This is a genomic window from Terrabacter sp. NPDC000476 (assembly GCF_040300125.1).
Classification (GTDB): domain Bacteria; phylum Actinomycetota; class Actinomycetes; order Actinomycetales; family Dermatophilaceae; genus Terrabacter.
In genome coordinates this window covers 533,260-559,311 of record NZ_JBEPDF010000003.1, presented here as the reverse complement: position 1 = coordinate 559,311, position 26,052 = coordinate 533,260, and the positions used below count along the sequence as shown (strand labels likewise).

Annotated in this window: 20 protein-coding genes; 15 read left to right on the top strand and 5 right to left on the bottom strand. The window is 72.9% G+C overall.

Annotated elements, in window-relative coordinates; genetic code table 11:
- The first annotated feature begins 128 nt into the window (after positions 1-128).
- From ABT295_RS18535 to ABT295_RS18505, 7 genes are all read left to right on the top strand, one after another.
- Positions 129-1,895, top strand: coding sequence for a helix-turn-helix domain-containing protein (locus tag ABT295_RS18535; protein WP_352395868.1), 1,767 nt, complete (start codon positions 129-131; stop codon positions 1,893-1,895).
- A gap of 342 nt (positions 1,896-2,237) precedes the next feature.
- Positions 2,238-3,725, top strand: coding sequence for a uracil-xanthine permease family protein (locus tag ABT295_RS18530; RefSeq protein WP_352395867.1), 1,488 nt, complete (start codon positions 2,238-2,240; stop codon positions 3,723-3,725).
- Between the two features lie 145 nt (positions 3,726-3,870).
- Positions 3,871-4,755 carry an FAD binding domain-containing protein gene (locus ABT295_RS18525; protein WP_352395866.1) on the top strand — a complete coding sequence of 295 codons (885 nt, stop codon included), beginning with the start codon at positions 3,871-3,873 and terminating at the stop codon, positions 4,753-4,755.
- On the top strand, positions 4,748-5,347 hold the full coding sequence (locus ABT295_RS18520; RefSeq protein ID WP_352395865.1) for a (2Fe-2S)-binding protein: 600 nt from the start codon (positions 4,748-4,750) through the stop codon (positions 5,345-5,347). Before ABT295_RS18525 ends, ABT295_RS18520 begins: the two co-directional genes overlap by 8 nt.
- Positions 5,344-7,785, top strand: a complete 2,442-nt coding sequence (cutA, locus tag ABT295_RS18515) for an aerobic carbon-monoxide dehydrogenase large subunit (RefSeq protein ID WP_352395864.1) — start codon at positions 5,344-5,346, stop codon at positions 7,783-7,785. Before ABT295_RS18520 ends, cutA begins: the two co-directional genes overlap by 4 nt.
- Positions 7,782-8,444: an SRPBCC family protein gene (locus ABT295_RS18510; RefSeq protein WP_352395863.1), complete on the top strand. Its 663-nt coding sequence runs from the start codon at positions 7,782-7,784 to the stop codon at positions 8,442-8,444. The genes cutA and ABT295_RS18510 overlap by 4 nt, the downstream gene beginning before the upstream one ends.
- A gap of 1 nt (position 8,445) precedes the next feature.
- Complete coding sequence (locus tag ABT295_RS18505) at positions 8,446-9,369, top strand: carbon-nitrogen hydrolase family protein (protein ID WP_352395862.1); 924 nt, start codon at positions 8,446-8,448, stop codon at positions 9,367-9,369.
- Positions 9,370-9,505: 136 nt separating this feature from the next.
- On the opposite strand, the gene ABT295_RS18500 is transcribed toward ABT295_RS18505, so the two are convergent.
- Genes ABT295_RS18500 through ABT295_RS18490 form a run of 3 tightly spaced genes read right to left on the bottom strand, consistent with a single transcriptional unit; the run spans position 9,506 to position 12,513 of the window.
- Positions 9,506-10,699 (bottom strand): RNA polymerase sigma factor, encoded by a 1,194-nt coding sequence (locus tag ABT295_RS18500; RefSeq protein WP_352395950.1) that lies wholly within the window; start codon positions 10,697-10,699, stop codon positions 9,506-9,508.
- A 26-nt stretch (positions 10,700-10,725) separates the two neighbouring features.
- Entirely contained in the window at positions 10,726-11,166 is a 441-nt protein-coding gene (locus ABT295_RS18495; protein ID WP_352395861.1) for a YciI family protein, read from the bottom strand.
- Positions 11,167-11,205: 39 nt separating this feature from the next.
- Positions 11,206-12,513 (bottom strand): hypothetical protein, encoded by a 1,308-nt coding sequence (locus tag ABT295_RS18490; RefSeq protein ID WP_352395860.1) that lies wholly within the window; start codon positions 12,511-12,513, stop codon positions 11,206-11,208.
- A 236-nt stretch (positions 12,514-12,749) separates the two neighbouring features.
- Between ABT295_RS18490 and ABT295_RS18485 the strand changes: the two genes are divergently transcribed.
- From ABT295_RS18485 to ABT295_RS18455, 7 genes are all read left to right on the top strand, one after another.
- Positions 12,750-14,882: a hydantoinase/oxoprolinase family protein gene (locus tag ABT295_RS18485; protein ID WP_352395859.1), complete on the top strand. Its 2,133-nt coding sequence runs from the start codon at positions 12,750-12,752 to the stop codon at positions 14,880-14,882.
- Position 14,883: 1 nt separating this feature from the next.
- Complete coding sequence (locus tag ABT295_RS18480; RefSeq protein ID WP_352395858.1) at positions 14,884-16,914, top strand: hydantoinase B/oxoprolinase family protein; 2,031 nt, start codon at positions 14,884-14,886, stop codon at positions 16,912-16,914.
- 17 nt (positions 16,915-16,931) lie between these two features.
- Positions 16,932-17,810, top strand: a complete 879-nt coding sequence (locus ABT295_RS18475; protein WP_352395857.1) for an NmrA family NAD(P)-binding protein — start codon at positions 16,932-16,934, stop codon at positions 17,808-17,810.
- A 123-nt stretch (positions 17,811-17,933) separates the two neighbouring features.
- The gene (locus tag ABT295_RS18470; RefSeq protein WP_352395856.1) at positions 17,934-18,953 is read left to right on the top strand and encodes a BMP family protein; all 1,020 of its coding nucleotides are present in this window, start codon (positions 17,934-17,936) and stop codon (positions 18,951-18,953) included.
- A 10-nt stretch (positions 18,954-18,963) separates the two neighbouring features.
- Entirely contained in the window at positions 18,964-20,625 is a 1,662-nt protein-coding gene (locus ABT295_RS18465; RefSeq protein WP_352395855.1) for an ABC transporter ATP-binding protein, read from the top strand.
- Positions 20,622-21,710, top strand: a complete 1,089-nt coding sequence (locus ABT295_RS18460) for an ABC transporter permease (protein ID WP_352395854.1) — start codon at positions 20,622-20,624, stop codon at positions 21,708-21,710. The genes ABT295_RS18465 and ABT295_RS18460 overlap by 4 nt, the downstream gene beginning before the upstream one ends.
- Positions 21,707-22,639, top strand: coding sequence for an ABC transporter permease (locus ABT295_RS18455; RefSeq protein WP_352395853.1), 933 nt, complete (start codon positions 21,707-21,709; stop codon positions 22,637-22,639). Before ABT295_RS18460 ends, ABT295_RS18455 begins: the two co-directional genes overlap by 4 nt.
- 18 nt (positions 22,640-22,657) lie before the next feature.
- Here ABT295_RS18455 and ABT295_RS18450 read toward each other — a convergent pair whose 3' ends face one another.
- Positions 22,658-23,566 carry a potassium channel family protein gene (locus tag ABT295_RS18450; RefSeq protein ID WP_352395852.1) on the bottom strand — a complete coding sequence of 303 codons (909 nt, stop codon included), beginning with the start codon at positions 23,564-23,566 and terminating at the stop codon, positions 22,658-22,660.
- A gap of 375 nt (positions 23,567-23,941) precedes the next feature.
- Here ABT295_RS18450 and ABT295_RS18445 point away from each other — a divergent pair, with 375 nt between their 5' ends.
- Complete coding sequence (locus tag ABT295_RS18445; protein WP_352395949.1) at positions 23,942-25,399, top strand: carboxyl transferase domain-containing protein; 1,458 nt, start codon at positions 23,942-23,944, stop codon at positions 25,397-25,399.
- Between the two features lie 263 nt (positions 25,400-25,662).
- On the opposite strand, the gene ABT295_RS18440 is transcribed toward ABT295_RS18445, so the two are convergent.
- The gene (locus tag ABT295_RS18440; RefSeq protein WP_352395851.1) at positions 25,663-25,908 is read right to left on the bottom strand and encodes a hypothetical protein; all 246 of its coding nucleotides are present in this window, start codon (positions 25,906-25,908) and stop codon (positions 25,663-25,665) included.
- Between the last annotated feature and the right edge of the window lie 144 nt (positions 25,909-26,052).

Sequence of the window (26,052 nt, the reverse complement as noted above, 5' to 3'; positions counted from 1 at the left end):
CTCGTCGTGCCGTGTGCCGTCTGCCGTGCGGTCGCGGCGTGCTCGCCGGACGCGCGTCCGATCCCCGGTGGAGGGTCGTCCACGCGGACCGCTGCCGCGACGCTACCGACGCTGGGTAGGGTGCGCTCATGGTGAAAGTTGCCAACGATCCGTCCCGCACCGAGGGTGACTTGCCAGCGGTGGGTCGCCCCGGCGAGCCCGAACCCGAGGTGTCGGGCATCTCGCTGCGGCTCATCGCGGGCCTCGCGGCGACGGCCCACGGGTCGGTGCGGGCCGGCTCCGGCCGCCTCGACGTCACCGTCGACGGCACCGCCCCCCTGCGCCCGGCCCTGCGCGACGCCGCCGCCGGGGCGCACCTCGGTCACCGCCTCGTGCTCGCCGACGCGGCCTCGCTCGCCGAGACGGGTGAGCCGGGCGACACGCGCGAGCCGGCCGCGCCGTCCGGGCACGGCGACTCCCGGATGGCCGACGTCGTGCGGCTCCTGCAGACCTCGGGGGCCGCGGGCCTCGTCGTCTCGGGCCTCGACGACGCGGAGGCCGCAGAGCTCGTCGCAGCGGCGGGGCCGGTCGCCCTGCCCGTCATCGAGATCCCGCTCGACCGCATCGCGGCCTTCACGACCGAGGTGCTGAGCGCGATCCTCGACCACCAGACCGCGACCCTGCGCCGGCTCGAGGACGCCGACCGCGCCCTCGTGCAGATCGTGCTCGCCGGCGGCTCGCTCGACGACCTGTGCGAGCAGGTCGTCGGCTTCCTCGACGGGGCAGCCATGGTGACGACCACCGACGGGCGGGTCATCGCCCGCGCCGGCTCGGCCCGGGAGCTGGCCCACGCCGAGGGCCTCGACTGCTTCGACCGCACCGGTCGCCTCCTCACCGAGGCCGAGCCCACCGGCCCCCGCCCCGACGGCCCCAACGCCAACCGGGCCGCCGTCCGGATCGTTGCCGGGCACCTCGACCACGGCCTGCTCGTCGCCTTCTGCAGCCAGCGGCGGCTGACGACCGACGACGTGCGACTGCTCGAGCGGGCCGCCACGGTCGCCGCGCTCGCCATCACCAAGGACTCGGCCGTGTCGGCCGTCGAGAGCAAGTACCGCGCCGAGTTCCTCCGCGACGCCCTCGCCGGCCGGGCCGGCACCCCCGTCGACGCCGTCGCCCACGCGAGCTCGCTCGGCTGGGACATCGACCGACCCCTCGTCGTCGTCGTGGCCGAGACCGACGAGGACGACGACCGCTCGACGCGTGACGCCGAGGAGGTCCGCTTCCTCCAGCAGCGCTTCGCCCGGGCCTGGACCCATGCCGTCGCCGTCCGCGACGCCGCCTCGCCCGTCATGGGCTTCAGCCGCGAGGTCGTCGCCCTCATCGGGGTGCCCGAGGGCTCCGACACCGACCAGGTGATGCGCATCGTCGGTGAGTACGTCCGGGTCGTGCGCGGTGACGGCGGCGGCGGCCGGCGCAGCTTCTCGGCCGGCGTCTCCCGGCCCATCGGCTCGGTGGCCGACCTCCCCCAGGCCTACGACGAGGCCCTCTCGGCCGTCACGGTCGGGCGCCAGATGCACGGCGACGGAGCCCTGACCCACGTCGACGGCCTTGGCATCTACCGCCTGCTCGCCCTGATCCCCGACGGCACCGACCTGCGGCGCTTCGTCCACGAGTCGCTGCGCGAGCTGGCCACCGACGACTCGCCGGAGTACGCCGGCCTGCGCCAGACCCTCGGCATCCTCATCGACACGAACATGAACGTCGCCGAGACGGCCCGCCTGCTCTTCTTCCACTACAACACGCTGCGCTACCGCATCGGCAAGCTCGAGAAGATCCTCGGCCCCTTCACGACCGACCCCGACCTGCGCCTCACCCTCGCCCTGGCCCTCAAGATCCACCAGATGCGCGGCATCTGACGCCGTTCGAGGTGAAACGTCGCGTCCCAGATCGGCGCGGCACCTCGATCCGACGTCGCCACAGGCGATTCGAGGTGATTGGTCGCGCCCAACCGCGGCATATCACCTCGAATCCGCGACCGGCTGGGCGTCCTTGGGGCTGCTCCCGTGTACGCAGCTCCCGGGACGGCGCGGGTTCGCGGAGTGGGCGGCGGACGGCATACGTCATCTCCTGCCAGAGGGCGCACCTCGGCGTGTATCAACGTTTGACGAACGGAATCGCCTGCAGTGGGAGTAGTTTTCGGCCAACCCCGCCTGGGGGCGTGACCCACGTCACGAGACGTGGCAACCAAGGGAGTCGGAATGGCTTTGGGCTGGAAACTGCACGGGGACGGCAAGACGATGGGCCCCGACGACGTCGTCGCTCCGGACGAGCGGCTCGCGTGGGGCAGGACGATCGGGCTCGGTGCGCAGCACGTCGTGGCGATGTTCGGGGCGACCTTCGTCTTCCCGCTCGTCATGGGCCTCAACGCGCAGCTCGCGATCATGATGAGCGGCATCGCGACGATCTGCTTCCTGCTCATCGTCAAGGGCAAGGTGCCGAGCTACCTCGGCACGTCGGCCAGCTTCGTCGGCGCGGTCGTCGCGATCCGCGCGCAGGGCGGCACCTCGCAGCAGGTGACGGGCGCGATCCTCGTGGCCGGTCTCGTGCTGGCGCTCGTCGGCGTCGCCATCCACTTCCTCGGCTCCTCGATCGTGCACAAGGTGCTGCCGCCGGTCGTCACCGGCGCCGTCGTCATGCTCATCGGCTTCAACCTCGCCCCGGTCGTCGCCGGCATCTACTGGCCGCAGGACCAGTGGGTGGCGCTGCTCGTCATGACGTTCACCGTCGTCTGCGCGGTCGCCTTCCGCGGGTTCGTCTCGCGCATCGCCGTGTTCCTCGCGCTCATCTTCGGCTACGTCATCAGCTGGATCTTCGACAAGGCGTTCGGCCAGATCACGTCCTACGACGCCGGCGCCGGCAAGGTGACGACGCACTTCCGCACGAACTTCGACAACCTCGCCGCGCAGCCGTGGTTCGGCTTCCCGCCCTCCACGACGACGGGCGCCGACGGCAAGGAGATCGCGGGCATCCACGCCCCGTCGTTCTCGATCGCCGCGATCCTCCTCGTGCTCCCGGCCGTCATCGCCCTCGTCGCCGAGAACACCGGCCACGTCAAGGCCGTCGCCGAGATGACGAAGACGAACCTCGACCCCTACATGGGCCGGGCCATCGCCGCCGACGGTGTCGGCACGGTCATCGCGTCCGCGGTCGGCGGCTCGCCGACGACGACGTATGCCGAGAACATCGGCGTCATGGCGGCCACCCGCGTCTACTCGACGGCCGCCTACTACGTCGCGGCGGTCGTCGCGATCATCTTCGGCCTCTCGCCGAAGTTCGGCGCGCTCGTCGCCTCGGTGCCCGGTGGCGTCCTCGGCGGCATCACCGTCGTGCTCTACGGCATGATCGGCCTGCTCGGCGCGAAGATCTGGAAGGAGAACGGGGTCGACTTCGGCAACCCGATCAACCTCGTTCCCGTCTCCGCCGGCATCATCATCGGCATCGGCAACGTCGAGCTGAAGTTCACCGACAGCTTCACCCTCGGTGGCATCGCGCTCGGCACGATCGTCGCGGTCGCGGCCTTCCACCTGGCCCGCAGCCTGGCCCCGGCCGACCTGCGTGCACGCGCCGACAGCGCACGAGGCACGATGATCTCGCTCGGCGAACGCGAAGGCGACTACGGCGATGCCGACGGCATCGACGACCTCTACCAGGACCGTCCCGGCGGGCCGGACCTGCGCCGCCGCTGACGCACCTGCTTCCCGCGGCCCGTGGGCCCCCGATCTCGAATCGGGGGCCCACGGTCGTTCACGGCAGATGTTGCCAAAAGCCCACGCCCAGCCATGCACAACCATCACTAGTACCCGACCGTCATCGAGAGGCAGGATCAGTTCGGTGAAGCCCGCCCCCTTCGTGCACCACGCCCCGCTCACCGTCGAGCAGGCCGTCTCCGTCCTCACCGAGGTCGGCCATGACGGCAAGGTCCTCGCGGGCGGTCAGAGCCTCATCCCGATCCTCAACATGCGGCTCGCGTCACCGGCGCACCTCGTCGACATCAACCGGGTCGCCGGCCTCGACGCCGTGGAGGTCCGCCCGGACGCCGTGCGCGTCGGCGCCCTCGTGCGGCACGCCGGCCTCGAGCGCTCCGAGGGGGCGTATGCCGCCCTCCCCCTCCTGCGCCAGGCGCTCGTCAACGTCGCCCACCCCGCGATCCGCAACCGCGGCACGACGGTCGGCTCGATCGCGCACGCCGACGCCGCCGGGGAGATGCCGGCCGTGCTCGCCCTGACCGACGGGGTCATCGAGGTGGCCGGGCCGTCCGGGTCGCGCGAGGTGGCCTGGTCGGACTTCTTCCTCGGCGCGCTCGAGACCTCGCTCGCCGCCGAGGAGCTCGCCGTCGCGGTGCGCTTCGGGCGGTTCGCCGCCGGCACCGGCACCGCCTTCGTCGAGGCCGCCCGGCGGCACGGCGACTACGCCATGGCCGGGATCGGCGTCGCGGTCACGGTCACCGACGGCCTCGTCTCCGCCGCCCGCGCCTCCTTCGTCTCCGTCACCGACGTGCCGTCGGTGCTCGACCTCGCCCCCGCCCTCGGCGGCGTCGAGCCGGGCTCGGGCGCGTGGGACTCGGCCCTCGACGCCGCCGCCGAGGCGGTCCACGCGCACGTCGAGCCGGAGGGCGACATCCACGCGAGCGCCGACTACCGCCGCATGCTCGTCACCGAGCTGACCCGACGGGTCCTCCCCCAAGCCGCCGACCGTGCAGGAGCCAGCGATGTCTGAGACGACGAGCGAGACCACGAGCGAGACCCTCCACGACGTGACCGTCACGGTGAACGGCCTGCGCCGCTCGGCCGCCGTGCCGGCCCGGCGCCTCCTGTCGGACTTCCTGCGCCACGACCTCGAGCTCACCGGCACCCACGTCGGCTGCGAGCACGGCGTCTGCGGCGCCTGCACCGTCCTCGTCGACGGCCAGCCGATGCGCTCGTGCCTGATGTTCGCCGTCACGGCCCAAGACCACGCCATCACGACGGTCGAGGGCCTCTGCACCGCCCCGGACGCCCGGGTCGCCCCCACCGGCGAGTCGATGAACCCGGTGCAGCAGGCGTTCGCCGAGTGCCACGGCCTCCAGTGCGGCTTCTGCACCCCCGGGTTCCTCACCACGGTCACGGCCTACCTCGAGGAGAACCCGGCCCCGACGAGCGAGCAGGCGCGCGAGGCGATCTCGGGCAACCTGTGCCGCTGCACGGGCTACCAGAACATCGTCAAGAGCGTGCTCCGCGCCGCCGAGATCAAGGCCGAGCGTGCCGAGCGTGCCGAGGGCGAATCGGGCGACTCGGGCGAATCGGGCGACTCGGGCGAGGAGCAGGCATGACGACGCAGATGTTCGGCGCGCCGATCAGGCGCAAGGAGGACCCCCGCCTCGTCACGGGCGGCGGCCGCTACCTCGACGACCTCGGCCAGGACGCGCTCGCCGCCGCCTTCGTGCGCAGCCCCCACGCGCACGCCCGGATCGTCGACATCGACGTGGCCGACGCCATCGACGTCGAGGGCGTCGTGGGCATCTACGTCCACGAGGACCTCCCCACCAGCGTCGGCCAGCCCATGCCGCTCCTCATCCCCCACCCGACGCTGACGCACGGGCGCACCGGCTACGCGCTCGCCAAGGACCAGGTCAACCACGTCGGCGAGGCGATCGTCATGGTGGTCGCGACCGACCGCTACGTCGCCGAGGACGCCTGCCAGCGGATCCGCGTCAGCTACGAGCAGCTGCCCGTCGTCGTCGGCATCGAGAAGGCCCGCGACGGCGACCTGCTCGTGCACGACGACGTGCCGGGCAACGTCGCTGCCCACATGCTCCAGGAGGTCGGCGACGTCGACGCCGCCATGGCGTCGGCACCGCACACGCTGACCCTCGACCTCGACATCGAGCGCAGCGCCTGCATGCCGATGGAGGGCAAGGGCGTCTACGCCCGCTGGGACGCCGAGCGCGGCGAGCTGCGGATGTACTCCTCGACCCAGACCTCGACGGGCGTGCGCGCGGCCGTCGCCGCACGCCTCGAGCTGCCGCTCGCCAAGGTCGAGTGCATCGCGCCGGACGTGGGCGGCGGCTTCGGCGTCAAGATCATGCACCCGTGGCCCGAGGAGGTGCTCGTCCCGTGGGCGGCGCGCCTGCTCGGCCGTCCGGTCAAGTGGGCAGAGGACCGTCGCGAGCACTTCATCTCGTCGGCCCACGAGCGCGGCCAGCTCCAGCGCGTCACCGTCGGGTTCGACGACGACGGGAGGCTGCTCGCGCTCGACGTGAAGTTCTGGCACGACAACGGCGCCTACACGCCCTACGGCATCATCGTCCCGATCATCACCTCGACCCAGCTGCTCGGGCCCTACAAGCCCGGGACCTACCGCTGCGAGTTCTGGTCGCTCTACACGAACACCGTCCTCGTGACGCCCTACCGGGGCGCCGGCCGTCCGCAGGGCTGCTTCGCGATGGAGCGCACGATGGACGCCATCGCCGACGAGCTCGGCCTCGACCGCGCCGAGGTGCGCGCCCGCAACTTCATCCTCCCGAGCGAGATGCCCTTCGACCACGGCCTGCTCTTCCAGGACGGCCGCCCGCTCAAGTACGACTCGGGCGACTTCCCGACGAGCCTCGCCAAGCTCAAGGACCTCGTCGGCTGGGACGACTTCGCCGACTACCGCCGCACCGCCCAGGCCGAGGGACGCAAGGTCGGCCTCGGGATCGGCTGCTACGTCGAGGGAACCGGCGTCGGCCCCTACGAGGGCGGCCACATCCAGATCGAGACGAGCGGCCGGGTCAACGTCGCGACCGGCCTGACCTCGCAGGGCCAGGGACACGAGACGGCCTTCGCGCAGATCGTCGCGCAGGAGCTCGGTGTGCGCATGGAGGACGTCCACGTCACGACGGGCGACACCCGCAAGATGCCGTATGCCGTCGGCACCTTCGCGTCCCGCGCGGCGGTCATGAGCGGCAGCGCCATCGCCCTCGGGGCCCGCAAGGTCCGCGAGAAGGCCCTGCGCATCGCGGCCGACGCCCTCGAGGTGTCGCCCGACGACCTCGAGATCGTCGAGGGCACGGTGCGCGTCAAGGGGGCCCCGACGACGTCGATGAGCCTCGGCACGGTGTCGGTGCTCTCCAACCCGCTGCGCTACGCGTTCGACGAGGCGGCCCAGGCCGCAACGCAGTTCGCCGGCACCTTCGACCCCGACAAGCCGCCCGTCGCGGAGGGCGAGGAGCCGGGCCTCGAGGGCAAGGGCTTCTACTCCCCCACCCAGGCGACCTTCGCCAACGGCATGCACGCCGCGATCGTCGAGACCGACCCCGTGACGGCCGAGATCCGCATCCTGCGCTACTGCGTCATCCACGACTGCGGCACCATGATCAACCCGATGATCGTCGAGGGCCAGGTGCACGGCGGCGTCGCGCAGGGAGTCGGCGGTGCGCTCTACGAGCGGATGGCGTACGACGAGTCCGGCCAGCTGCTCAACGCCTCGTACATGGACTTCCTCATGCCCTACGCGTCCGAGGTGCCGACCATCGAGGCCGACCACCTCGAGACGCCCAGCCCGCTCAACCCCTTGGGCATCAAGGGCGCCGGCGAGGCCGGCTGCATCCCGGTCACGGCCGTCATCGCCTCGGCGATCGAGGACGCCGAGGGCTTCCCGATCACCCGCATGCCCATCTCGCCCTACGAGCTCTGGGAGCTGCGCCGCCGGCACGCCGACGGCGAGATCCCCTCGCTCCACCGCACGACCCGCCCGTCACGCCCGCTCTCGAAGGAGCCGACCGCATGAAGATCACCGGATCCGCCACCCTCGCGGCCGACCCGCAGCAGGTGTGGGACGCCTTCCACGACCCGGCCGTGCTCGCGCGCTGCCTGCCGGGCTGCGAGCGCCTCACCGAGCTCGGGCCGGACCACTACGCCATGACCGTCACCGCGGGCGTGGCTGCCATCAAGGGCACCTACGACGGCGAGGTCTCGCTCCGCGACCCGAACCACCCCGACTCCTTCACCATGAAGGCCACCGGGTCGGGTGCGCCCGGCACCGTCGACGCCGACGTCGTCGTGCGCCTCGCGCCCGCAACCGGCGGTGGCACGGCCCTCACCTACGACGCCGACGCGGCCGTCGGCGGCGTCATCGGCGGTGTCGGGCAGCGGATGCTCGCCGGCGTGACGAAGAAGATGGCGGGCCAGTTCTTCTCGGCCGTCGACGCCGACATCAGCGGGGTCCGCCCCGCGGCCAAGGGCGCCCCCGCCGCCGCGCCCGCCGCGGCACCCGGCATCCCTGCGGCGACGACGGGCGAGGCCGTGGCCGCGCCGACGACGTATGCCGGTGGGCCCGGTCCCGCGGCCGCGTTCGCCGGGCGCGAGTTCGCGCTGGGCGTCGTGACCGGTGGGGTGGTCGCCCTCGTCGGCGTCCTCGTCGGTTGGGCCGCGGGACGGAGGGGCTGACGTGCGCGCCTTCACCGCCGCGGCCGTCCAGGTCGCCCCCGTCGCCGGACCGCTCACCGCCGAGTCGATCCGGGCCAACCTCGAGCGCTGCGTCGAGATGACCCGCGAGTGCGTGGCCGCGACGGGCGCCGAGCTCGTCGTGCTCCCCGAGTCGGCGACGACCGGGTTCACGCCCAACTGCTCGAAGGAGGAGCTCTGGGACCTCGTCTCGAAGCTGCCCGGCGCGATGACCGAGCCGATCCAGGCCGTCGCCCGCGAACTCGACGTGCACGTCTGCTTCGGCACCTACGAGCGCGGGCCCGAGCGCGGCGTCGTCTACAACTCGTCGGTGCTCGTCGACCCCGCCGGCGAGGTGCTCGGCGTCTACCGCAAGACCCACCCGTTCTGCTCCGAGATCGTCTCGGGGGGCGGCTGGGTCACGCCGGGCGACACCGTGACGGTGTGCGACACCGAGCTCGGCCGCATCGGCATGATCATCTGCTTCGACGGCGACTACCCCGAGCTCTCCCGCATCCAGGCGGTGCAGGGCGCCGAGGTCATCTGCCGCCCGTCGGCCCTGCTGCGCTCGGCCGACATCTGGGACCTCACCTCGCGCGCCCGTGCCTACGACAACCACGTCTACGTCATCGGCGCCAACGCCGTCGGCGCCGACCCGGCCGGCGTGCTCTACTTCGGCAACTCGCACATCGTGACGCCGATCGGTCACGTCGTGGCCAAGGCGGCGACGCACCCCGGCTGGGTGGCGGCCCGGCTCGACCCGGCCGACGCGCTCGCCTCGCTGACGCCGGGCTCGAACGTCGGCCAGGCGTTCGACCACCTGCGCGACCGCAACCTCGACCTCATCCGCAACCACCGGGCCGAGCTCGAGGGCGCCGCCGAGACGTCCTTCCCGCACGCCCCGATCCACCGCGGCGACGCCGGCTGACGCCGACCGACACGCACGACGCCCTGAGGCCGGGCCGACCGACGACCGTTGGTGGGCCCGGCCTCGCGGCGAGACGGCTCCTGCCGTGTGCCGGCACGTGGGCGGGTGGGCAACGGTCGTCCGTCGGCCCGTGGGCTCAGCTCCCGGCTGCGCGGCGGACCGCTGCCGCCCGACCGGCGAGGTGGCGACGCTCGGCCTCGTTCGTCGCGATGCCGGCCGCCCGCTCGAGGTGCCGGGCCGCCTCGTCGGCGCGGCCGGCCATCTCGAGCAGCCGTCCCCGCACCGCGAGCCACCGGTGCGTCGCACCGAGGTCGGGCTCGACGGCGTCGACGACGGCGAGTGCGGCGTCGGGTCCCTGCGCCATCGCCACGGCGACGGCGCGGTTCAGCGTCACGACGGGGTTGTGCGTCACGCGTTCGAGCAGCTCGTAGAGCCGGAGGATCTCGGCCCAGTCGGTGTCCGCCGCCGTGGCGGCGCGGCCGTGCACGGCCGCGATCGCCGCCTGCAGCTGGTAGTCCCCGACCGCGCCGTGGGCGAGCGCCTCGTCGAGCCGGGCTAGGCCCTCGGCCACGAGGGCGGCGTCCCAGAGCGAGCGGTCCTGCTCGGGCAGCGGCACGAGCTCGCCGTGGCCGTCGGTGCGGGCGGGGCCGCGCGCCTCGAGCAGGAGCATGAGGGCCAGCAGACCGGAGGCCTCCGCATGGTCGGGCACGGCCGCCACGAGCAGTCGCGTGAGCCGGATCGCCTCGCGGGAGAGGTCGACCCGCCGCAGCTGCGCCCCGCGCGAGCTCGTGTGGCCCTCGTTGAAGACGAGGTAGAGCACGTGCAGCACGGACGGGAGGCGGGCGTCGAGATCGGCAGCGGGCGGCATCCGGAAGCGGGCGCCCGACGCACGGACCGTCGCCTTGGCCCGGCTGATCCGCTGCGCCATCGTCGCCTCGGGCACGAGGAACGCGTGCGCGATCTCGGCGGTCGTGAGACCACCGACCGCGCGCAGCGTCAGCGCGATCGCCGACGCCGGCGTCAGCGACGCGTGGCAGCAGAGCAGGAGGAGGGCCAGGCTGTCGTCGCGGTCGTCCGGGTCGGCGGCGGGCACGTCCCACGCGATGACGCGGGCCTCCCGCGCGCGGCGCGCCGAGTCGCTGCGCCACAGGTCGACGAGCCGGCGCGACGCCGCCGTGACGAGCCACGCCCGGGGCTCCGCGGGCACCCCGTCGACGGGCCAGCGCCCGGATGCCACGAGCAGCGCCTCCTGCACGGCGTCCTCGGCCGCGTCGAAGTCGCCGAACCTGCGGCTGACGATGCCGACGACCTGCGGCGCGAGCTCGCGCAGCAGGTCGTCGACGGTCGACGGAGCGCTCAGGACGCACCCTCGGCGGTGCGGAGGAAGGCGTCCATGCCCTCGGGGTCGGCGGGCGGCTCGTCCATGACCTGCCGCACGTGGACCGGCTGCTGCGTCGGGCGCCCACCACGTCCCGGCACGGCCGAGACCCGCGCGGCAATCTCGATCGCCCGCGCCTCCGACGCGACCTCGACGACCTGGAAGCCGGCGAGCCACTCCTTGAACTCCGAGAACGGGCCGTCCGTCACGACGGGCGCGCCGCCGTCGCTCGTCACGATCTTGGCGAGGTCGGGGCCGGTGAGGATCGTCCCCTCCACGAGCTCGCCCGAGGCCATCAGCTCGTCGTTGAGGGCGCCGTAGTGGTCGAGGTGCGCCTGCACCTCGGCGGGCTCCCACTCCGACATGGGGGTGTCGTCCGGGCCGGACCGGAAGTCGACGCCGATGAGGTACCTGGCCATCTGTTTGCTCCTTCGTCGTGTCGTGCCAGCGTGGCACGCTCACCCGTGGGACGGAGCCGGCGGCGCGCCCTCGACATCATCCCGACGGACCGTGCGCGGGCCGCGCGACACGAGCGCCGTGACCACGGCGAGGACGAGCACCACGACGAGGAGGACGGTCAGCACGACGGCGCCCGTCGGGTCGTCCCACAGCACGAGGACGAGGGCCCCCACGGCGACGACGGAGCCGGCCGCCGCGCGCGGGCGGCGCGTCACGGCGACACCGAGGGGGCCGTGGGACAGGTCGCGCCACAGCCCGCGTCCGACGGCGAGCGCCCGGCCGGCGAGGCGGGCCACGGCGGCGCGGTGGCCGAGCAGCGCCGTGAGCCCGGCGGCGACGAGGACCACGACGAACGCGAGCCGGATGCCGTCACGGAGGAAGCGCGTCAGGGTGTCGAAGACGGCGGCGGAGGCCGGCGTCGACAGGACCGTGGTCGGCATCCGGTCGAGGTAGACCTCGCGGGCCACGAGCAGACCGGCACGCAGGAGCAGCAGGCCGAGCGCCGTCGCGAGCGCGGCCCGCAGCACGGTCCGGCGCCGGCGCCCGGGCGTGAGGGCGACGCCGCCGGCGATCGCGGCCAGCCCGACCCACGGCAGCCAGTCGGCGAGGGTGCGCAGCCACCGCACGAGCTGCTGGGCGCGTTCGACGCCGTCGAGCCGGGCGATCTCGATGGAGGTCCCCACCGCCGGGATCGACTGCGCGACCGTGAGGCCCGAGGCCACGAGCCGGGCCTTCACGAGCTCGATGACGGGTGCGAGGTCGAGCAGCACCGCTCCCCCGGAGACCGTCACGGCCTGTCCGTCGTCCTTGCCCGTCAGGATGCCGACGAGCGTCGCGTGCGCCGCCCGGTTCGCGGCCGTCCACACCGCCGCGAACTGTTCGCTCACCACGGCGCGGTGCACGGCGGCCGCGACGAGGCCCGTGACCGCGGACGCGATCGGCGCACGCAGCCGCTGCGCCTGCTGGGGCAGCGCCTCGGCGACGAGCCCGCCCACGTCGAGGCGCGCGGCGATCTGCCGGTTGGCGACGGCCTCGACGGCCGCCTGCACGCCCGGGTCGGTGGCGAGCGGAGCCGTGTTGGCCACGTAGCGCTCGGTGTCGAGCACCTGGTTGCGGGCCCAGACCGCCGGCACCGTCAGGGTCAGGCACAGGGCGCCGACGACGACGAGCACGACGACCGTGGTGCTGCGGGCGAGGCGACGGGCCCGGGCGCCGCCGGGCGACTCGAGCGCGGCGTTGCGGCGGCGCAGCCGCTCGACCTCCGCCTCGAGCGCCGCGACGTCGGCGCGCCTGTCCTCGTCGGCCATGCCGCCCTCCTCCCGACCCGCGCCCGGATGCCGGGTCGCCCACCCAGCGTCGCGCCGGTGGCCGGGCGCGGCATCATGCGCCGCGGGTGAGAGCACGCCGGAACGACGAAATGCGGGATTGGCGAGGTGTGAGCCGGGAGGGCCGTTCCGTTGGCAGGTTGTGCCAACGAAACGGCGCGGCCATCTGCCGTTGAATCGGTGCAGCCCAGCCCGCACGTCACACCCGAGGAGCGCGCATGCCCGACGCGACCACCCAGCCCGCCGAGACCGGGGCGTCCGCCACCCGTCGCATCCGCATCGGGATCGACACCGGCGGCACGTTCACCGACGTCGTCGCCCTCGACGAGGTGTCGGGCGAGCTCGTCACGACGAAGACGCCGTCGACGCCCGGCAACCCCGCCGACGGCTTCCTCAACGGCGTGCGCAAGGTGCTCGACCTCATGGGCGCGAGCGGTGACGACATCACCGCGGTGTCGCACGGCACGACCGTCGCGACGAACAAGCTCCTCGAGGGCAAGGTCGAGGCGCTCGGCTTCATCACGACCGAGGGCTACGAGTTCATCCTCGAGATCGCCCGCCAGGCCGTGCCCGACGGCTACGGCAACTCCTACTTCTGGGTCAAGCCCCCGCGCATCGTCCCGGCCGACTACGTCAAGACCGTCGGCGGCCGCATCGACTTCGAGGGCAACGAGATCCGGCCGTTCGACGAGGAGAGCGCCGTCCGCGCGGCCCGCTGGTTCAAGGAGCGCGGCATCACGACCATCGGCGTCTGCCTCCTGCACTCCTACGCCGACGACAGCCACGAGCTCGCGCTGCGCGAGGTGCTGCGGCGCGAGCACCCCGAGGCGATCGTGTCGATCAGCTCGGAGGTGCTGCGCGAGTACCGCGAGTACGAGCGCTCGATGACGACCCTCGTCGACGCCGCGGTCAAGCCGAACGTGTCGCGCTACGTCGCCAACATCCACCAGCGGCTCGACGACTTCGTCAGCAGCGGCGCGAAGCTGCCCTTCTACATCATGAAGTCCAACGGCGGCGTGCTCTCCGCCGACGAGGTCGTGCACCAGCCGATCACGACGGTCCTCTCCGGACCGGCGGCCGGGGCGCTGGGCGCGGGCCTCATCGCGAGCCGTGCGGGCTTCGAGAAGGTGCTCACCTGCGACGGCGGCGGCACCTCGACCGACGTCTCGGTCGTGCTCGGCGGCGAGCCGACCCTGACGACCGAGGGCTCCGTCGGCGCCTACCCGAGCAAGATCCCGATGATCGACGTCGTCACGGTCGGTGCGGGCGGCGGCTCCATCGCCTGGGTCTCCCCCGAGGGCTCGCTCAAGGTCGGCCCGCAGTCGGCCGGCGCCGACCCCGGCCCGCTCTGCTACGCCAAGGGCGGCCTCGAGCCGACCATCACCGACGCCCACGTCACCCTGGGGCGCATCCCCCCGCACCTGCTCGGCGGCGAGATCCCGCTCGACGTCGACGCCGCGCGGGCGGGCATCACCGAGCTCGCGGCACGGCTCGACCTCGACTTCGAGCGGTGCGCGACCGGCATCCTCGAGATCTCGGCGTGGAACCAGGCCAACGCCCTGCGCCAGGTGTCGGTCAAGCGCGGCCTCGACGTGCGCGACTTCATGCTCGCGACCTTCGGCGGCTCGGGCTCGCTGCTCGCCTGCCGCCTCGTCGACATCCTCGGCCTCGCCGGCGTCGTCGTGCCGCAGAACCCCGGCAACGTCTCGGCCTTCGGCCTGCTCACCGTCGACGTCAAGAACGACTACGTGCAGACCGCCGTCGCCCGCCAGCACGCGCTCGACTTCGCGGCCGTGCAGAAGACCTTCGACGACCTGACGGGCCGCGCCGCCGCCGCGCTCGACGCCGAGGGCTTCCCCCGTGACGCGCACCGCTACACGCGCACCATCGACCTGCGCTACTTCGGCCAGGCCTACGAGGTGCGGGTCAGTGCCCCCGACGGCGAGGTCGACGCCGCGTACGCCGCCGGTGTGGCCGAGCGCTTCCACGACGAGCACCGCGCGCTCTACGGCTACGACTTCCGCGACGACCCCACGCAGCAGGTCGAGTGGGTCAACCTGCGCGTCACCGGCGTCGGCCCGATCACCCGTCCCGAGCTGCGCGAGCTCGGGGCCGCCGAGGGCGCCGCCGACGTGCGCGAGCGGGCCCACCGCAGCACCCGCCCGGTCTGCTTCGACCCCGAGGACGGCTACGTCGACACCGACGTCTGGTGGCGTCCCGACATGCTCGCCGGCGACGTCGTCACCGGCCCCGCGATCGTCGAGGAGTTCGGCTCCACGGTCCCCGTCCACCCCGGCTTCGTCGTCCGCGTCGACAGCCTCGGCAACCTCGTCATCACCAAGGAGGCCTGAGATGTGCTTCTCCTGCCAGACCGCGGCCACGCGCCTCGCCCCCGTCGACGCCGCCGTCGGCTCCCACGCGAGCAGCACGGAGGCCGGCCACACGGACGGGCCCGTCAACCCCGCGGGGCTCCCGACGGCGTACGAGCACGGCAACCGGCTGACGCCCGAGGGCAGCTCGGTCGACCCGATCCTCGTCGAGATCGTCGAGGGCACCCTCGCGAGCGTCGAGATGGAGGTCGAGACGGCCATCGCGCGTACGTCGCGCTCCCCCATGATCCGTGACGCGCACGACTTCCGCGCCGGCATCCACGACCGCCAGCTGCGCAAGCTGACCGGTCGGTCCTACAGCGCGCTCGTGCACCCCATCGCGCGCGACTTCCCGCTCTCCGAGATGAGCGAGGGCGACGTCTTCTTTCACAACGACGTCTACGAGTCGGAGGGCGGCATCGGCCACCTGCCCGACCTCTGCGTCACCGTGCCGGTCTTCTCTGGCGGCGAGGTCGTCGCGTTCGTGCAGGCCTTCGGGCACCACGACGACATCGGTGGCGCCGTGCCGGGCTCGATGCCGAGCAACGCGCAGACCGTCTTCGAGGAGGGACTCTCGGTCCCGCCGATCAAGCTGTGGGACAAGGGCGTTCCGAACCAGGCCGCCCTGCGCATCATGACGCGCAACAGCCGCATGCCCGACAGCCTGGCCGCCGACCTCGACGCCGAGTGCTCGGCCTGCCTCATGGGCGCGCGCCGCCTCAGCGAGCTCTTCGAGCGCTACGGCCGTGACACCATCGAGGCGGCGTTCGACGCGATCCTCGACAAGACGACGGAGACCTACCGCCGCGAGATCCTCAGCAAGATCCCCGACGGCACCTACGTCTGGGAGGACTACGCCGAGCACGACGGCGTCGACGAGCCGATGCTGCACACGCAGCGCATCACCCTGACCAAGGTCTCGACCGGCGGCCCCGGCCCCGGCGACGGCGGCCCGAAGCTCGTCATCGACTTCACCGGCACGGCCAAGCAGGCCAAGGGCCCGATCAACCACTGCGGCGACTACGTCGGCGGCAACTTCCTCAAGAAGTGGCTCGCCCCGATCCTCCGCAACCTCGCCGACACCCCCGAGCGGATGGCCGAGCTCGACGTCAACGAGGGCATCGTGCCGCTCATCGAGATGAAGTTCCCGGAGAAGGGCACGCTGCTCACGCCGATCTACCCGGCGCCGACCAACGCCCGCACCTTCGTCATCCTGCGCCTCCTCGGCGTGCTCGCCGGCGTCGTCGCCAAGGCCGTCGACGGCCGGATGCCCGCGGACCAGGAGACGATCCGCTACACGGGCGTCTACGGCAAGGACCGCGACGGCAACGACTACCTCATGCGCGAGGTGCTCGGCGGCGGCTCGGGCGGCCGCTACTACGCGGACGGCGAGGACACGATCCACGTCGTGCCCGACAGCCGCAACCTGCCGACCGAGTTCACCGAGAGCCGCTTCCCGTTCATCGTCGAGCGGCTCGGCCTGGCCGTCGACTCCGGCGGCGCCGGTCGTCACCGCGGTGGGCTCGGCTACGAGAAGCACATCCGCATGCTCAAGGACGCGAACTTCATGTCGATCGCGGACCGCTCGATCCTCGCGTGCTGGGGCGTCAAGGGTGGCAAGGCCGGTCGTCCCTTCGAGGTGACCGTCGACGTGGGTGGCCCCGACGAGCGCACCGTCGACGCGCTGGCCGACGCCGAGGTCATCAAGGCCGGGCAGGTCATCCGCATCCGCACGACGGGCGGTGGCGGCTGGGGCGACCCGCTCGAGCGCCCCTACGACGAGGTCGAGCGCGACCTCCGGTGGGGCAAGGTCTCCATCGAGGGCGCGCTCCGCGACTACGGCGTCGTCGCCTCGGGCGACAAGGAGGCCCCCGTGATCGACGCGGCCGCGTCCGACGCGGAGCGCGGGCGTCGCCGGGCCGAGCGCCCGGAGGAGTCCCCGTTCTTCGACCGCGGTCCGGGCTACGCGGCCCTCGCCGAGGGCAAGGTGGCCGCGGATGTCGACTGGCTCTGACGCCGGGGACGAGATCCGTGACGACGAGCGCACCGCACCGGCCGACCCGGGCGACGGTGCTCGTCGTCGGCGCGGCCGGCAAGACCGGCCGCGCGATGACGGCCGCCCTGTCGCGGCGCGGCGTCGACGTCCGCGCTGCCCTACGATCGCCGGCGAGGGCCGAGACGGCGTATGCCGCTGGGGCGTCATCGATCTCGGTCGTTGACCTCGAGACGGGGCTGGGTCTCGACGAGGCGGTGGACGGCGTCGACGCCGTCTACCACCTCGCCCCCAACGTCCACCCCGACGAGGTGGGCATCGCCGAGCGCGTGGCTACCGCGGCCGCGCGTGCCGGGGTCAGCCGGTTCGCCTTCCACTCCGTGCTGCACCCGGACGACGCCTCGATGCCGCACCACGTGCGCAAGGGGCGCGCCGAGGCCGTCGTGCGCGAGCTCCTGCCGCACGCGACCGTGCTCCGCCCGGCGGCCTACCACCAGAACCTCGTCGGGGCCGCCCTCGCCGGGCGGATCGCCGTGCCGCACTCGCTCGACACACCCTTCACGAACGTCGACCTCCACGACGTCGGCGAGGTCGCGGCGACGGTGCTGACGACCCCCGGCCACGAGGGCCGCGCGCTCGACCTCGCCGGCCCGGAACGGCTCACCGTGCGCGAGCAGGCCGCGGTCGCGGCCGACGTGCTCGCGCGCCCCGTCGTCGCCGAGCAGCTCGCCCCCGAGACGTGGGCCGAGGGGCCGGGAGCCGCCCTGGGCGAGCAGGCCCGCGCCGACCTGCTCGCGATGTTCACGGCATACGACCGCGGCGGTCTCGTCGGCGATCCGGCCACCCTGACGGCCCTCCTCGGGAGGCGGCCCACCACGTGGGCCCGGGTCCTGGTGGCTGAATCCACCACAACCTGAGGGCGGTCCCGCTGTCAGATGTTGACGAAGAGCGGTGTTTGTGAGCGATGGCACAGTCCTCCGCAACGGCACAGGCCGCACTCACACACCGACCTCGCGGTCGGAGCACCCCTTGGAGAACACATGGCACGCCTCACGTTCGTCCGGATCGCCGCCCCTGTCCTCACCGTCGCCCTGCTCACCACCGCCTGCGGGTCCGGTGACGCGGGCTCCGGCGCCACCGGCGGCGGGAGCGGCGACAGCCCCCGCATCGCCGCGATCTTCTCCGGGTCGGCGACCGACGCCGACTACAACGCCCTCGGCCTGCTCGCCCTCCAGGCCGCCGAGAAGTCCTCGGGCGCGCAGACCGCGCACTCCGAGAGCGTGCCGGTCCCCGACGCCGAGCGCGTGATGAAGGAGTACCTCGCCGACGGGTACACCGTCATCTGGAGCCACGGCAGCCAGTACTTCGAGGCCACGAGCAAGCTCGCGAAGCAGAACCCCGACGTCACCTTCATCGGCGAGTTCGACGACAAGCCGAAGGAGGCCGTGCCCAACCTGTGGGTGCTCGACCGCAACTTCCACACCGCGTTCTACCCGCTGGGCGTGCTCGCCGCCGCCCAGACCAAGTCGGGCAAGATCGGCTACGTCGGCGGCCTGTCGCTGCCGTTCTCGTACTCCGAGGTGCACGCCGTCAACCAGGCGCTCAAGGACAACGGGTCGAACGCGACCGTGACCCCGGTGTGGACGGGCGACTTCAACGACCCGACCAAGGCCCAGCAGATCACCTCGCAGCTCGTCGGCCAGGGCAACGACGTCATCATCGGCTCGCTCAACCTCGGCATGGTCGGCGCCTTCCAGGCCGTCAAGGGCAAGACGGACGACGTCGTCGTCACGGCGAAGTACACCGACAAGTCGCAGTTCGACCCGGAGCACTACGCGACGGCCGCGATCTACGACTTCACCAAGCCCCTCGGCGACATGCTGACGAAGATCAAGGCCGGCGAGCGCAGCGGCTACTACCCGCTCGGCTTCGACGCCGGTGTCTCGATCCAGACCCCGAAGAACGTCGACCCCGCCGTGGCCAAGAAGGTCGAGCAGGCCGTCGCCGACATCACGTCGGGCAAGATCACGGTCGAGAAGAACCTCACCGCGATCAAGTGACGGCGCGGACATGAGCGAGCACACCGCGCGAGACGCGCGCCCCCTCCTGCACATGGACGGGATCCGCAAGACGTTCGGGCCGGTCGTGGCCCTCGACGGCGTCGACCTCACGGTCGGCCGCAACGAGGTGCACGGCCTGCTCGGCGGCAACGGCGCCGGCAAGACGACCCTGATGAACGTCCTCTACGGCCTCTACCGCGCCGACAGCGGCACGGTCACCCTCGACGAGCAGGAGGTCGTCATCCGCGACCCCCGCGACGCGATCTCCCACGGGATCGGGATGGTCCACCAGAACTTCCTCCAGGTGGACACCTACTCGGTCACCGAGAACATCGTCCTCGGCACGCACCTCCCCTCGTGGCCGGCCCTCGACCTCGGCGGCGCGGCCGACCGGATCGGCGACCTGTCGACGCGCTTCGGCCTCACCGTCGACCCCCGGGCGACCATCGCCGACCTCTCGGTCGGGCTGCGCCAGCGCGTCGAGATCCTCAAGGCGCTCTACCGCGGCGCCAAGGTGCTGGTGCTCGACGAGCCCACCACGAACCTCACTCCGCAGGAGGTGGACTCGCTCTTCGGCTCGTTGCGGGCGATCGTCGACGAGGGCATGAGCGTCGTCTTCATCACGCACAAGATCCGCGAGACCATGTCGGTCTGCGACACGTTGACCGTCATGCGCGACGGCCGGCGGATCGGCACCGTGGCCCGGCGCGAGACCTCCCCCACCGAGCTCGCCAAGCTCATGGTCGGTGACGACGCGATGGTGAGCCGCGTGACCGAGGTCGTCACGGCCGGCATGGCCGCGCCCACGTCGGGCGTGGCCGGCCACGCCGCTGCCGCTCCTGCCGGCGCGTCGGGTGCGTCGGGTGCGTCGGGTGCGTCGGACCGGTCGGCGACCGGCGTCGCCGACCCCGACGCCCCGCCCGCGCGGGTGGTCGTCGAGGGGCTCGTCGCGCACAACGACCACGGGGTGGTGGCGGCCGACGTCAGCCTCTCGGTCCGGGGCGGCGAGATCGTCGGCATCGCCGGCGTCGCCGGCAACGGCCAGGTGGAGCTCGTCGAGGCGCTCTCGGGCGTGCGACCGGCGGCCGCCGGCTCGATGGCGCTCGACGGACGCGACCTCGCCGGCGAGCCGACCGCGGCCTGGCTCGACGGGGGCGTGGCCTACGTGCCCGAGGACCGCCACCGTGACGGCATCCTGCCCTCCGAGAGCATCGTCGAGAACCTCGTCCTCGGCGCGCAGCGCGGTCGCCGCTTCCGCACGGGACCGTTCCTCGACTGGCGCCGGGCCCGGGCCCACGCCGACGCCGCGATCCGCGACTTCTCGATCAAGGCGCCCTCGGCCGGCACGCCCGCCGCGCAGCTCTCGGGCGGCAACATCCAGCGGATCATCCTGGCCCGCGCCTTCTCGCACGAGCCCGGCTTCCTCATCCTGCACAACCCGACCCGGGGTCTCGACATCCCGTCGACGCAGTTCGTCTACGACCGCACGCGCGAGGCGGCGCAGAACGGCTCGGCCGTCCTGCTCGTCTCCGAGGACCTCGACGAGCTGACGCACCTGTGCGACCGCGTGCTCGTCGTCTACTCGGGTCGCATCGTCGGCGAGCGCCGGCGCGGGGAGTACGACCAGTACGAGATCGGCCACCTGATGGCCGGCCTGGAGGAGTCCGCATGACCACCACCACCAGCACCCCGGTCGAGACGCCGCCGCAGGCCGAGGCCCCGCGCGGCCGCGGGGGTTCGCTCGCGGGCCGGATCGGCTCGTACGTCGTCGCCGTCCTGCTCGCCTTCGTCGTCGCCGGTGTCGTCATCGCCGCGCTCGGCCACAACCCCGTCGACGCCTACCGCGCGATCCTCACGACGTCGTTCAAGTCGGGCTTCGGCCTGGTCGAGACGGTGCACAAGTGGGTGCCGCTCGTGCTGCTCGCGCTCGCCTTCACGATCCCGCTGGCGGCCGGGAAGTACAACATCGGCGGCGAGGGGCAGCTGCTCGTCGGCGCGACGGCCAGCGCGGCGGCGGGCATCCTGCTCGCCGACCTGCCGATGGTCGTGCTCCTCCCGGTCGTGCTCGTCGTCGGCGTCCTCGCCGGCGCGGTGTTCGCCTGGATCGCGGCTTGGCTCATGGACCGCTTCGGCATCAACGAGATCCTCAGCACCGTGCTGCTCAACTTCGTCAGCTTCGGCATCGTCGACTACGTCGCCTCCGAGGTCTGGAGCGACCCGGCGGCCGGCCACCCGACGACGATCCCCATCGGCGAGGGCGGCCTGCTCCCCCTCGTCGGTCGCCCACCCATGCACCTCGGTGTCGTGCTCGCCGTGCTCGTCGCGGCCGCGACGGTCGTGGTCATGCGGCGCAGCGTGCCGGGCTACGAGCTGCGCGCGGTCGGGGCGAACGGCCGCGCGGCCCAGGTGCACGGCATCCGGATCGGGCGGGTGGCCGTCGGCTCGCTCGTCGTCGGCGGCGCCCTCGCCGGCCTGGCCGGGGCCATCGAGGTCGCCGGCGTGCACGGCAAGCTCATCGAGGGCATGCAGTCGAACTACCTGCTCCTCGGCATCATCATCGGCCTCATCGCGCGCGGCAACGCGCTGGCCGTGCCCTTCGTGGCCTTCGGCATCGCCGTGCTCGAGGTCGGCTCCAGCGCCATGCAGCGCAGCGCCGGCGTCCCGAGCGAGATGGTGCTCATCGTCGAGGCGCTCATCCTGCTCTTCCTGCTCTTCTCCGACGTCGTCGGATCCCGCCTGAGGAGGCACGCCCGATGACCGAGGTCACCTCGTTCCTGCAGCTCGTCGTCACCGCCATGGTGCCGTTCATCCTCGCGGCCCAGGGCACGATGCTCGCCGGTCGTGCCGGCGTCTTCAACGTGGCCCAGGAGGGCCTGATGATGCTCGGCGCGAGCGTCGGCTTCCTCGTGTCGCTCACGTTCGGCGGCAACCTCGTCGGCCTGCTCGTCGCGGGTCTCGTCGGCGGCGGTTTCGGCTGGTTCCTCGGCTGGGTCACGACGCGCTTCCGCCTCGACCAGTTCGTCATCGGGCTCGCGCTCTTCTTCGCCGCGACCGGCATCGCGTCGCTGCTCTACAAGGTCGTCATCGGCGTCACGCTCCAGCCGCCGCTCATCCCGACGCTCGACGACCTCAGCATCCCGGGCCTGTCCGCGATCCCGGTCCTCGGCCCGGTGCTCTTCGAGCAGTCGGCCATGGTCTACTTCGCGTTCCTCGTCTCGGGGCTGCTCTACTGGCTGCTCTACCGCACGAACCACGGCCTGTCGCTGCGGTCGGTCGGTGAGAACCCCAAGGCGGCGGACAGCCTCGGCGTCAACGTCGCCCGCACCCGCATCTGGTGCAGCGCCGGCGGCGCCGCCCTGATGGCCCTGGCGGGCGCGTACCTGCCGATGACCTACACCGGCACCTACACCGAGGGCATGGTGGCCGGGCGCGGCTGGCTCGCGATCGCCCTCGCCTTCTTCGGCGGGTGGCGGCCGCAGTACATCCTCGCCGGCTCGGCGTTCTTCGCCGGCATGGAGGTGCTGGCCCTGCGGGTGCAGGTCGGCGGGCTCGACGTGCCGCACCAGTTCATCTCGATGCTGCCCTACGTCGCGACCCTGCTCGTCATGATGTTCGCCCTGCGGTGGGCCAGCATCCCGGCCTTCCTCGGGCGCAACTACGACCGCGAGAGTCGCACCTCGCACTGACGCGGCGTGCGACGACCCTCAGCGTGAGAGGACCGTCGGCCGGAGTCCCCGCCCCCCGGGTGGGGCCTCCGGCCGACGTGCGTCACGACGCTCTCCGGCCCTCGTCGGAGGATCGTCGAACGCCGCGGGCCCCGCGTCGGCGGGCACCGCGTCGGCGGGCACCGGGAACGACTCGGTGAACGCGGCGTGCGGTGTGCGCAGCGCACCGAGCACGCCCAGCTCGCGCCGCAGCGCGGCGACCTCGTCGGCGAGCGCTGCGACGTCACGACGCGTGGCCGCGCCGGTCTCCTGCTCGGCCTCACGCACCCGGTCGACGAGCGACGACGCGAAGGCGGCGGTGATGACGCCGAGCAGCGCGATACCGGCGATCATGAGACCCGCTGCGACGTAACGCCCTTCGGTCGTCGTCGGGTAGCGGTCGCCGTAGCCGACCGTCGTCACGGTGGAGACGGCCCACCACAGCGCGTCCTGGAACGAGCGGATGTTGGCCGTCGGGCTCTGCCGCTCGGCGTCGAGCACGGCGAGCGCGGCCACGAAGATGACGAGCGACGTCGCGCCCACGACGTAGGTGAGCACGCGCCCCCGCAACGAGCTGCCGGCGTGCCGGATGAGCACCGACATGAGCGTGACGAGGCGCAGCGGGCGCAGGGGCCGGAGCACCGGGAGCACGACGACGACGAGGTCGACGAGGTTGTTCCGGACGAAACGCCGACGGTCCGAGGCGAGCCCGACCCGCACGCCGAAGTCGAGGGCGAAGACGGCCCACGTGGCCCACGTCGCCGCGGCGCACAGCGCCTGCTGGGCCGCCGGCAGCCCGGGGTCGAGGATCGGCAGGGCGTAGGCGAGGAGGAAGGCGACGGCGGCGGCGCTCAGCACCCAGCCGGTGCGCGCCTCCCATCGCAGCACCCTGGGCTCGTCGGCTCTCATGGCGCCATCGTGGGCGTCGCACCTGCGCCGCGGTCGGTCGCCGGCTGGGAGGACGCTGGGAGCCGGTCGGCGCGTGGGACGGAGTCGGCGGACCCCGGCGGCGCTGGCAGGGTGCGCCAAGGCATCCGGCCCGTCTCCGGCAAGGGCTGCCGACGCTGCCCGCGCACGGCTGCGGCACAGTGGGACGGGCCCGCGCAGTGCGCGTTGCGGAGCCGACCGCAGCGCCGGAGACCGCGGGCGCCGAGGAGCACCGTGTCCGGATCGCCCGACCCCGCTGCCACCGCCACCCGCCCGGGAGGCGAGGAGCCGTCTGTCGCTGCACCGACCGACCGGCCGAAGCCCCGCCGCCTCGGCGCGCGCGAGCTGCTCGAGACGGTGCTCGACGCGGGCACGTGGAGCAGCTGGGACGCGCCGCCCGACCAGCCCGCCGAGCCGGGCAGCACGTATGCCGCCGAGCTGGCCGCGGCGACCGAGCGCAGCGGGTGCGACGAGGCCATCATCACCGGCGAGGGCCGGTTGCGTGGACGGCGCGTCGCCGTCATCGCCGGCGAGTTCGCCTTCCTCGCCGGGTCGATCGGCGCGGTGGCCGCGGAGCGCATCGTGCTCGCCTTCGAGCGCGCCCGCCGCGAGGAGCTGCCCGTCTTCGCCGCGCCCAGCTCGGGCGGCACCCGCATGCAGGAGGGCACGCCCGCGTTCGTCGGGATGGTGAAGATCAGCGCCGCCTGCGCCCAGCTCAAGGCGGCCGGGCTGCCCTACATCGTCTACCTGCGACACCCCACGACCGGTGGCGTCTTCGCGTCGTGGGGCTCGCTCGGCCAGGTCACCGTCGCGGAGCCGGGCGCCACGATCGGCTTCCTCGGCGCCCGCGTCTACGAGGCCCTCTACGGGCGCGCGTTCCCCGACGGCGTGCAGACCGCCGAGAACCTCTTCGAGCACGGCCTCATCGACGCCGTGCTGCCCGTCGAGGCGCTCGCCGAGACGGCCGACCGGGCGCTCAACGTGCTGATGGCGCCCCACGAGGACCTCCCCGACGTGCCGGAGCTGTCCAAGGAGCCGCTCGCCGACCTGCCGGCGTGGGACTCGATCGGCCGGTCGCGCCGCGAGGACCGGCCCGGCGTCCGGGCCCTGCTGCGCCTCGGCGCCACCGACGTCCTCCCCCTCCACGGCACGGGCCAGGGCGAGTACGACCCCGGCCTGCTCATGGCGCTCGCGCGCTTCGGCGGCGCGCCCTGCGTCGTGCTCGGCCAGGACCGCCGCGGCCAGACGCTCGACGCGCCGCTCTCGCCCAAGGGCCTGCGCGTGGCGCGGCGCGGCATGGCCCTGGCCCGTGAGCTCGGCCTGCCCCTCGTCAGCATCGTCGACACCGCGGGCGCCGCGCTCTCCCAGGAGGCGGAGGAGGGCGGCCTCGCCGGCGAGATCGCCCGCTGCCTCGCCGAGCTCGTGACGCTCGAGGCGCCGACGCTGTGCGTGCTGCTCGGACAGGGCACCGGCGGCGGGGCCCTCGCGGTGATGCCCGCCGACCGGGTCATCTGCGCGCAGCACTCGTGGCTCTCTCCGCTGCCGCCCGAGGGCGCCTCCGCGATCCTGCACCGCGACACCGACCACGCGCCCGAGCTCGCGACCGCGCAGCGGGTGCGTTCGCTCGACCTGCTCGCGGACGGCATCGTCGACCGGATCGTCGCCGAGCACCCCGACGCCGCCGACGAGCCCGAGGACTTCTGCCGGAGGATGAGCCAGACGATCCAGCACGAGCTCGCGGTCCTCGCCCGCGAGCAGCCGGAGCAGCGCCTCGCCGCGCGGCTGGACCGCTACCGCCGCCTCGGCCGCCGCTGACACCGTCGAAGGGCCAACCTTTGCTGGTCTGCTTTCGTCGAGAGGCCAACCTTGGCGGGTCTGCTCCCGTCGAGAGGCCAAACTCTGCGGGTCTGCTTCCGTCGAGTGGCCAGGCGCCGATCGTGGCCCCTCGACCAAGCAGATCCGCAAAAGGTGGCCACTCGACGGGTGGGGGCCACGAGAAGTGGCCTCTCGACGGTGTCAGACCCGCGAACGGTGGCCACTCGACGGGTGGGGGCCACGAGAAGTGGCCTTTCGACGGTTCAGTCGATGTCGCGGTCCTCGATGGTCTGGCGCACCGTGCTCGACGGGCCGGCGGCGCCGCCCGGCCGCTCCTCGCGGGTGATGACCCGCTGGTGACGGGTTCCCTTGCGCCCGTGCCAGATCAGCGCCCCACCGGCGACCATGAGGATGATGCCCACGGTGGGCAGGCTGACGACCGACGTGTTGGCGCGCACCGCGAACGCCAGGATGGCGCCGATGACGGCGAGCAGGACTCCGACTCCCACAGCGTGGCCACCTCTCCGCTCGACGGCTCGTGCGCCTCGCGGCGCTCCCCCGACCCTACCGGCACGTACCCGTCCACCTCGCTCGCGCACCCGCGGCCGACCGCGTGACCGGGGCGGACGGCATACATCTGCCAATGTCGGGGC